This is a genomic window from Nocardia caishijiensis NBRC 108228 (assembly GCF_001612825.1).
Lineage (GTDB): Bacteria > Actinomycetota > Actinomycetes > Mycobacteriales > Mycobacteriaceae > Nocardia > Nocardia caishijiensis.
Genome location: NZ_BDBE01000040.1, coordinates 84,282 through 93,269 on the forward strand (window position 1 = coordinate 84,282; position 8,988 = coordinate 93,269).

Below are 8,988 nucleotides of genomic sequence, written 5' to 3' on the forward strand. Positions count from 1 at the left end.
ACTGCGGCAGAGTCGATTCCGGTTCCGGGGATGACCGCGCGCGACTCTGGTCCGGCGCATCCTTTCGTGCCGTTCGCCGACGGATTGGTCGCTGCCGCGGCCCTCGGGGAACTGGCAGCCACTTCGCCCGGTGTCGATGGGGGGTCGATCGCTGTCTTCGCGGTGTTCGTCGGTATCGCCGCGGCGGTTTTCGGCCGGGCCAGGTACCTCGCGCCGGTGGCAGGCTTCTTCTATTCCGCGATCGGACTCTTGGCGTGCATTCCCGTCGTCGCCGAATTCTTGCGCGGCACACCGTGTGACACCGCACCCCCGGCGCTGCGCTACGCCATCTTCGCCCTGCTGACGGTGCTCGCCGGGCTTGGCATGTTCGCCGCCGTGGTGACGACAGGAATCGCACCCAAGTTCGGACTGCGCTGGTTCGGGGCGGTCGAGCTGTTGACGGCAGCGACGTCGCCGTTCGGGATCGACGCACTACCCGACCCGGTCCCGCTCAGCACGATGATCCTGCTGGCCATGCCGCTGGGTTGGCTGGCCGCGCGTCGGTCCGACGCGGTACTCGACGGCGGGACGAGCGCGCTGGCCGCGGTGGCGATCCTGGTCGCGGCGTTCGCGCCGCAGTGCGCGGACAGCGCCGATACCGACGGAATCGTCATGGTCCTGGTGTTCGGCGCCACCTTCGCGGTCGCGAGTGCGATCGGTGCGAGTGTCCGGACCCGGCGCTGATCAAGGTCTCCACGGGGCGACGGTGTGGCTCAGCGACGCCCAGACCAAGGGACTGTCGGCGATGTCGCCGACGGCCTGCCATCGTTGCAGGCATCGGCGCTGCCAGGCGCGCAGATCCCCGACGGGGTCGAGACCTTCGTGGGCTCGATCGACGCGCAATCCGAGCTCGGTGGTCGGTTTCGCGGCCGTGCCAGGACCGAACTCGGCGAAGGCGCGATTGGTCGGCAGGGTCCATCGGGTGGTGGTGACCAGGGCCGCACCCGCGTTCACCATCGCGACGACCAGCCCGAATGTCTCGGCGGATCGGTAGTCGACGCCGCCCTCGCATGCGATCAGCGCGACGCGGGGCGGCATCGGCCACAGCCGGGCGCCCGGCTGCGGTTCGGTATGACCGTAGACACGGTGCGCGGCCGAGTCGCCCGCGAGGGTGCCGAGCAGCAGGTCGACGGCGGCCAACGGCCGGTGATCACCTGCCGACGGCATCGGATTCCCGTCGGCATCCGTCCGAGCCAGTGGCTGCGCCATGCCCCAGGTGTTGCGGGTGTCGTGGATGTGCAGGGCGGCAGAGCCCGGCTCGTCGACGGCGGCCGAGACATGCCCGAAATAGAACAGGCGCGAGCGTTCGGAACGCAATGCGGTCGCGAGGTCTCGACGGCTCACGCGGGCGCCGATGCAGCGGCCGCGTTCCGACGCCGGTATCCGACCGGTCGTCACGTACGACGCGACCAGGTCCCTGAAATCGGCGTGGTCACCGGGGCCGAGAACCGGACCGAGGTTGTGGATCTCGGCCCCCGCCGGGGTTTGTGGGTCGATGAGCACGAGCGCCGGTCGGTGTGCGACCGCCGACCACTCCGACGGTCGATTCGCTCGCCCGGCGTGGACGGCGGCTGGTGGCTCGTAGACCACCTCCGCGACGTCGAGCATGCGGTGCAGGCCGTCGACGATCAACAGATCCCACGGCACGCTCGACAAACGGACACTCGGCGTGAGGCGCACACAGATCCGTTCGCCGTCGCGCGCCCGCTGCCCGATCTGGACGGAGAGCGCGATCGGCAGGACCGCGGCCGTCAATGCCTCAACGACCCGCAGCTCGCCGTCACGATCGGCGAATGCGCCGGTGAGTGCGCGCTCGACCCCTTGTCCGCCCGATTCCCCCGTGAGTCTCGCCGGTAGGGCGGCCCGCAGGAGGTCGAGGGCGCGTTCCAGCGGGTCGGCAGGCACCACGGCGCATTCACAGCGCTCCGGTCGGTCCAGCCAGCGCCACGACAGGTAGGTGTCACCGGCGTCGACCGCACGCACGAGTACCTCTGCCGATGCGTTCACCGCTCGTCCGTCGGCCCGGTCAGCTCACACAGCAGCACCGCGCCCGGGGCCGGGTCGCCACCGGAGAGCAGTTCGAGGTAGGCCTCGATCGCATCGAGACGGGCTCGGAGCACTCGCGACACCGAATCGGGGTGATCGGTGAGGAGGAGGTCGTCCATTTGTGCGCGCGCGTTGCCGACCGCTGTCTCGGCAGCCATCAGCAACTCGGTCACTTCGGCCGGGAAGTGGTTGTCACCGGCGATGCTCAGCCGGGCCGCGGCGGCACGGTGCAGATTCCAGCCCTCGAGGAGCTCACGATCCACTTCGATACCGGTACGCCCGAACAGACTGCCGCGCAGGTGTTCCGGCGCCGTCTCGGCCGAGAACAGCCCGAAGGACCGGGCGCCACGCGGCTGGTCACCGACCTCGGGCAGTTCGGCGTACAGACCGCCGTCTGTCCGAGCCTCGACGGGCGCGACGCCGAGCAGTCGGCCGGTCGCTTCCTCCGTCGTGTAGGCGAGCAGCTCGGCGGCTTCGGCACACCACGGGTCGACACCGGCGGCGAGCCGGGAACGCAGCTCGTAGGTGCGATCGGCGGCGCGGTAATCGATCCGGATCTCCGGTCGCGCCGGGCCCGGCCAGGCCAGGATTCGTGGCGGCACCACAGTCGGGTCGACCATCGCGTACTCGACGTCGTCCACGGGGGCCACGCGGTCGTGGGCGAAGGGGCCCGCCCCGATCAGCGCGGACTCATCGGCGGCGCGCCACTCGGCCAGCGCCGCCGACAGTCGCACGTCATCGATCCCGGCGAGTTGTTCGGCGAGGTCGACGATATCCTCGCCCAGACCGAGCTCGGTGGCGACAGCTACCGCATCCCGTAGCAGATCTGTTGCCGCCGAGGACAATTCGCCCTCCACCGCCTGCTCACCGAGGGAGGGCAACACGTACGCGCCGTGGCCGAACAATCGCCGCGCCACGGCGTCACGCCCACAACGGTGCTCGGCCAGTGCCTCGTCGAGCAACAATGCGCCGCTGTCCAGCGGACGCAGTGTCCACCGAGCGACCGCCGCCACATGCGCGCGATGGGCCCACGCGGCGGGCAGAGTGGGACAGTCGAAATGCGCCACCGACACTCCGTCGACGCGAAGTCGCGCCACGAGCGCAGCGAGTGCGGGCTCGGCGAACACCTCGGCCAGTGCGGTGGGATCAGTGCGGGGGTCGACCGACCAGCCGAGCGGGTCGGTTGGCGCCAACGGGTCGATCGCGATCGAAACGCCCGTGCTCACGCGCAATTCCGCAGCGGGTAGCGCGGCAGCGCGATGGGCGAACCAGCCGACTCCGCCTGCCTCGTCGACGACGATGCGACCCGCTCGAGTGCTTACCACGATGTGCTCCCCCGCTGCTCGCCGGTTCGTAGTTCGTCGAGAACCGCGCTCGCTTCGTCGAATCGCGCGCCGATACCGTGCACCGTGGGTGCCTCGACGAACTCGGCGAGGTCGTCGTTGCCGATCACGGCGGTCACCGCCATGAAGAGCATGGCGTCGACGATGCGAGTAGCGGTGCTCGGGTTACGCGCCGACGCGCCGACAGGCCGGGCACCGGCGGCGCGCCACTCGGCCAGCACCCGCGTCCGCAGATCGTCGAACGGGACCCGGCCCGCGCCGCCGCTCAGCAGGTCCGCCGCGAGGTCGCGTTCCCAGCAGGACTCCGCGACAGCCTCCAATTCCCCTGCCGCCCTGGTCAAGATGTCCCTGTCGAGCACGCGGCCGATCTCGACCGGTTCGGTTTTCCGTTCCGGCACCGCGGGTTCCGCGACCGACACTTCGCGCTGTGCGGTTCGGTTCCGTGCGCGAGCGTCGTCGAGTCGGACCGAGCGCAGCTTGCTGTACAGGATCGTCGCATCGGTGAGTGCGCGGCCGTCGACGGCCCACCGCAGCATGGTCGCCCTCGCCCGGAGGTAGGCCTGCGCGAACCGAGGGTCGTCGCGCACCGCCGGATCTGCGCCGATACCGACCGCGAGGAGGTCTTCGACACGGCGGGTCTCACTCGGCGACGGTGGCCGTGCGGGGAGGTCCGGGTCGCCGTGGATCGCGAGCGCGGCGATCGCCTCGTCGAATGCCGCGCAGAGCCGGTGGTCGGCGACGAAATCGGCGCGTTTGTCCAGCAGGATGGATGCGTAGCGGCGCAGTGCGATCGGTAGGTAGCGATCGTGGTAGGCCGACGGTCGCGCGACGAAGTGGTCGGCGTCGACCACGCTGTCGACCACGCCACCGATTCCGCTGTCGAGACGCTCACCCGCCATCACCTTGCGCACACCGGGCGGCACCGCCAGTTCGAAGCTCTTCACCCGCTCGGAGATCTTGTTCGGCACGCCCCGCGGACGATGGCTGTGCGCGATCGCGGCGAATTGCGCACTGAATCGAGCCAGCGGGTCCGCGTAGTCGGCGTAGAGCCGCGAGACGGCGAGCCAGCCGTCCGGTTCGTCGACGCTGGTGTCGGTGCCTGCCAGAAATGCCGCCAGGGCGCCGTACCGATCCCGTACCCACTCCCGTGCACCACCGAGCACCCCGGACCAACCCTTGAGTTCGTCGATGAACTCCTTCTTACGAGGTTTGGGCGCGGCGGCCGCGACGAACCACGCGTGAACCAGTTCGTTTCGTGACACTCGGGATGCGGAATCTGTTCGTGCCCACCACAGTTCGCGAACCCAGTCCGATCGGGGATATCGCTGCCCGGTAGGTGATGGCGTCACTCCGCCGATCCTGACAGCCGGATCGACGGATCACCATCGGTCGTGTGAATGACAGCTGCCCGGGGGATCGGTGGATGCGGTATGGATACCGTCGACGCCGATACCACTCGGTGCCCGTACTGCGGCACACCTTGTCCAACACCCGCTCCCCTGTCGGCACGCGAACGTGAGGTGCTGCGGACGTGGCTGCTCAGCGAGTCGAAGACGCAGGTCGCCGAGCAACTGTTCATCACCAGGGGAACCATCAACACCCATCTGAGCCGAGCCAGGTGCAAATACGCCGCCATCGGTCGGGACGCACCGACCAAGTCGGCTCTGCTGGCCAGAGCGCTGCAGGACGGCATCGTCGGTCTCCACGAACTCTGATGTCCCCCGAATCGGGGACTACCCGACGATCCCGCGAGCCAGCAGACTGATCGGGTGCGACGCGGCAGGAACAGGAGGCTGATGGAGGACCGGGCCGGTTACCAGGTCACCGTGCCGACCGGCGCGCTCGGTGATCTGATCGATGCCGTGCACGAACTCGCGTTCGGCGAATCCGTACCGACCTGGCGCATCGGCAATGTCACCTACCTCGGCCGCCCACGGGTGCGAGACCTGCCGGTGCCGGGCCGGATGGCGAACCGGCTCGGCCACCCCGTCGCCGCGATCGCGCTCACCCAATGGAGCTGCCCCACGGTCGATGTCGTCTTCGTCGTCGGCCGGAACGCGGCCTACGCGCAGTTCTGCTGCCACATCGATCCCCACGCACCCGGACCCGATCTCGACCGGTTGCGCGGATTGGTGAGCACGACCGCTGCCGTGCTCACCGCCCGTGGCATCCCCGCCCATACGGATCAGATCGCCGAACGGTAGCTGCTCAGAGCTCGTCGAGCTGGATCAGGCCGTCCTGCAACGCTCGGGCGAGCAGGGCGGCCTTGGTCGGCGCGGACCGATCGACCGCCGCGAACTTCTCGCGGATCCGAGCCAGGTGGGTGTTCACGGTACCGATCGAGATGTATAGGGCCTTGGCGACTTCGGACTTCGTTTCGGCACGGATCCAGGCGATGAGCACCTCGACCTCGCGGGGGCTCAATTCTGGTGCGACCAAGCCCGTCTCGCTCGGTGCGGTCGCGGAAACGGGTCCTGACGTCATGGCTGCCCTCCGACACTCGATTCACTACGGACGCCCAACGATCGCTGGGGCGTCCCGGCTCCATCAAAGAGCAACTTTCCAGCGAGATCACTCCTGTTGCCGAAAGTGACCGCTCTCAGGTGAGGGCAACTACTCTCACACGGTGTAACGGACAGCCCTCTTCGGCGAAGTATCAACGGGGGGACGAGATCTCAGGAGAAGTGACTATTTCCGTCGAGGACCCGATATCCGCGCAACTCATCCGCGAAGGTCTGCGCGCGCTGGTCGATCACCCGGACGAGATCATCTTCCGCGGCTTTCGCAGCGAGGACGTGATCAACGCGGCCGGTGCTTCACAAGCGACGTTCTATCGCCGATTCGCGACCAAACGAGCGTTCCTCCACGCGGTCCTCGACACCATGCACGCCCACGACGACTGCTCCGTCGAATCCGTCCGCGCCACCGTCGCCGGGCAGATCGCCACGAACGCCAACGTCGGCCGCTCGGTGGTACGCGCCCTCGCCGAACACTACTTCGACGCCCTCACCGACCGGACCACACTGAGCAAGAATCTCATGTCCCACCTGCTCGCGATCAGCGACGCGCGTACTGCCCGGGCCGTTCAGGCGCATTTTCGCCGACGCGACGAACTCGCCATCGCCAGCGTCGATGTGGCCTTCGAACGGACCGGCGCCTCGCTGCGCACACCCTTCACCACCAAATCGCTCGGCGTGGCGCTCACCGCGCTGGTCGACGGCTTCCGCCTGCGGATCAACAGCGATCCCGCCGCGGTCACCTCGAACCTGGCGGCCGACACCATCGTCGCCCTGCTCAACGGGGCGATCGCGATGCCCGATCGCCACGAACACATCGACGACGTACTCACCACCCATTACCCGGCCGTTCCCAGCGCCGAACTGCCCCGTGATCTCCGCGCGGCGATTCTCGGCGCTGCCCGCGAAGAGTTCGACGCCCGTGGCTATTTCGGCGCGTCGATGGAGGCTGTCGGCGCACGGGCCGGGGTGCCCATCGGTACGGTGCGCACCCTGTTCCCGAACAAGCCGCACCTGATCATCGGCGCTCTGCGCAGGCACGTCGCCGAGCTGACCGAGGCGGTGGCCGACGACACGAAACTCACGCTGGACGAGACAACGGTCATCAGCAACCATCTGCTGCGGCTCGCCCAGCTCACCGCGCGTGAGACCGCATTCATGGACGCGCTGCTCGTGGCCCTCGCCCACGACACCCGCGGCGAGCCCGACGGACTTCTGTCGCTGCGCGAGCAGGTGGACCTGCCTGCCATCATCGCCCCGGTGATCGCCGAAGCACAACGCAAAGGCACGTTGGCCAAGCTCGCCGCACCCGACGAGCTCGCCGCCACGATCACCAATATCCTGCTGCACCGGTGTTTCACCCGCCGGGCCGACTCGCCCGAGGAGAACACCGCGTTCATCGTCGAACTACTGCTGCACGGTCTCGCGCGCAGTGCGCCTACGGCGCGCTGACCCGCCCGTCGTGCTTGATCGCGTACCGGAATTCGACGCTGCCGAACGGCCGCGTCCGGACCAGTGGCTCGGCTCGGGTGCCGAGCCTGCCGCGCAGGTCACGGTATTCGCGACTGGCCGCTGTGAGCGTGTCGAGGAACACCGAACCCACCAGGTCGGTGAACGACGCGTCGGGGGTGCGTCCGGGACGCAGCTCCACCACTAGCGTGAGCTGATCGGCCCTGGTCGCGCCGCTGTCCTTGCCGAGGACGAACTTCCCGGTGAGCTCGGCAGCGACCCTCGGGTCGGCGAGCGCGCCACGGATCGTGTCGGGATGGAACTTCACCGAGTAGAAGCTCTGTGCCACATCGGGACGGCCACGCAGCGCGACGAATCCGGCGTCCGCCGTGGTGGTCGGCACTGTCGCGGGACGGCCTGCGGCGCGCAACGCCGAACCCACCTCCGCCGCGGTGTGAACCGAGCCGACGTCGTTGATCCGATAGCGCACCAACGGCATCGCGTTGGCGAGTGTGCACAACAGCCGGTCGTCGGCGTCGGTCTCGAAGTAGCGGTAGGCGGGGTCGTACTCGACGAAGGTCGGCAGATCGGGATCGGGGCCGAACAGATCGTGCCGCAGGTTGTCGTCGCGATCGGCGAGTCGGCGGATCGCGATCGAGGCGGGTGTCTCGTACCCGAACATGCCCGCGTCGGCGGCACCGTAGAGCAGACAGGTGTCCTCCACGCGGCCCGGTTTGCCGAGCAGCGTCAGCAGATTGTCGCGCCAGGCCTCACTGATGCTCTCGCCCGCCATCAGGACCTTGATGTCCTGATCGAGGACGGCGGCGGGAGCGCCGTCGAACACGTCGCGGACGAACGGTGGGTAACCGGCGATCACGATCTGCCGGTAGTACGGGCCGAGTGCGGCGATATCGGCGCGGATCAGCTCGACATCCATGCCGGGGGTCATCACCGACACCCGCAGGTCGTGTGGCGAGAGATCCGCGACCGAACGGAACGTGTAGGTTCCGCCGATCCAATCGCCCATCGAGAAGCCGACGACGACGAGAGTCGGCCTGGTGGCGGCCCGGAAGCCGTGCAGGATTCGGGCATGCAAGCGCACACCGTGTTCGTGGGAGATGCCGTCGCGCGCCCAATAGGTCGGCGCACCCGATGAGCCCGAACTCGACGACCAGGTACCCGCACCGGTGATCGACCCGCCCGCGATCAGTTCGTGTGGCGGGTAGGCGCGGATGTAGTTGTCCTTGGTCACCGGCGGCACCTCGGCGAAATCGCGCGGCGTACGAACAGCATCCGCGTCGACTCCGTTGTCGCACAGGAATTTCGCGTACGCCGGTACGTCGCGAGCTGCCTGCCGGAACACCCGCAGCGCTTGGATGAATCCGGGTCGTGTCTGTGTGGGAACCATCACCGCTCCTCGTCGATGCGCGAGTGGCCGTGCTGCCCTCGCGGAATCGACACCGATCCCCCGGGTGTGCGAGGGCTCGTCGGAGTTGTCGACTGTTCGCCCTACAGACAAGCGGCCGTGGCCGGTGGGATCGTCGGTGCACGCAGGCCGTGGCGGGCGGCCGGTGCTCGAGTCATGACCCTGTATC

8 protein-coding genes and 1 pseudogene are annotated in these 8,988 nt (G+C 68.4%); 4 read left to right on the top strand and 5 right to left on the bottom strand.

The features are described 5' to 3' along the window. The first annotated feature begins 30 nt into the window (after positions 1-30). Positions 31-723, top strand: coding sequence for a hypothetical protein (locus NC7_RS22800; protein ID WP_067986466.1), 693 nt, complete (start codon positions 31-33; stop codon positions 721-723). Here the strand turns inward: NC7_RS22800 and NC7_RS22805 are convergent, their stop codons facing one another. Genes NC7_RS22805 through NC7_RS22815 form a run of 3 tightly spaced genes read right to left on the bottom strand, consistent with a single transcriptional unit; the run spans position 724 to position 4,690 of the window. Then, positions 724-2,046 carry a CHAT domain-containing protein gene (locus NC7_RS22805; protein ID WP_067986468.1) on the bottom strand — a complete coding sequence of 441 codons (1,323 nt, stop codon included), beginning with the start codon at positions 2,044-2,046 and terminating at the stop codon, positions 724-726. After that, positions 2,043-3,410 carry a hypothetical protein gene (locus NC7_RS22810; protein WP_067986470.1) on the bottom strand — a complete coding sequence of 456 codons (1,368 nt, stop codon included), beginning with the start codon at positions 3,408-3,410 and terminating at the stop codon, positions 2,043-2,045. Before NC7_RS22810 ends, NC7_RS22805 begins: the two co-directional genes overlap by 4 nt. Next, positions 3,404-4,690: a hypothetical protein gene (locus NC7_RS22815; protein ID WP_067986472.1), complete on the bottom strand. Its 1,287-nt coding sequence runs from the start codon at positions 4,688-4,690 to the stop codon at positions 3,404-3,406. Before NC7_RS22815 ends, NC7_RS22810 begins: the two co-directional genes overlap by 7 nt. Before the next feature lie 237 nt (positions 4,691-4,927). Here NC7_RS22815 and NC7_RS28705 point away from each other — a divergent pair. Beyond that, a pseudogene (locus NC7_RS28705) lies at positions 4,928-5,143 on the top strand (LuxR C-terminal-related transcriptional regulator); the annotation flags it as partial. An 81-nt stretch (positions 5,144-5,224) separates the two neighbouring features. Next, on the top strand, positions 5,225-5,632 hold the full coding sequence (locus tag NC7_RS22825; protein ID WP_067986477.1) for a hypothetical protein: 408 nt from the start codon (positions 5,225-5,227) through the stop codon (positions 5,630-5,632). 4 nt (positions 5,633-5,636) lie between these two features. On the opposite strand, the gene NC7_RS22830 is transcribed toward NC7_RS22825, so the two are convergent. Then, positions 5,637-5,912, bottom strand: a complete 276-nt coding sequence (locus NC7_RS22830) for a response regulator transcription factor (protein WP_067986479.1) — start codon at positions 5,910-5,912, stop codon at positions 5,637-5,639. A 200-nt stretch (positions 5,913-6,112) separates the two neighbouring features. Between NC7_RS22830 and NC7_RS22835 the strand changes: the two genes are divergently transcribed. Further along, a complete protein-coding gene (locus tag NC7_RS22835; protein WP_067986481.1) occupies positions 6,113-7,396 on the top strand; it encodes a TetR family transcriptional regulator in 1,284 nt (427 codons plus the stop codon). Here NC7_RS22835 and NC7_RS22840 read toward each other — a convergent pair. Continuing rightward, positions 7,383-8,801 carry a phenylacetate--CoA ligase family protein gene (locus tag NC7_RS22840; protein WP_067986484.1) on the bottom strand — a complete coding sequence of 473 codons (1,419 nt, stop codon included), beginning with the start codon at positions 8,799-8,801 and terminating at the stop codon, positions 7,383-7,385. The genes NC7_RS22835 and NC7_RS22840 overlap by 14 nt on opposite strands. Between the last annotated feature and the right edge of the window lie 187 nt (positions 8,802-8,988).

What these genes read in the sequence shown, in the direction of transcription:
- NC7_RS22840 (WP_067986484.1), bottom strand. Translation starts at nt 8,801, where the DNA reads ATGGTTCCCACACAGACACGACCCGGATTCATCCAAGCGCTGCGGGTG.
- NC7_RS22800 (WP_067986466.1), top strand. Translation starts at nt 31, where the DNA reads ATGACCGCGCGCGACTCTGGTCCGGCGCATCCTTTCGTGCCGTTCGCC.
- NC7_RS22825 (WP_067986477.1), top strand. Translation starts at nt 5,225, where the DNA reads ATGGAGGACCGGGCCGGTTACCAGGTCACCGTGCCGACCGGCGCGCTC.
- NC7_RS22830 (WP_067986479.1), bottom strand. Translation starts at nt 5,912, where the DNA reads ATGACGTCAGGACCCGTTTCCGCGACCGCACCGAGCGAGACGGGCTTG.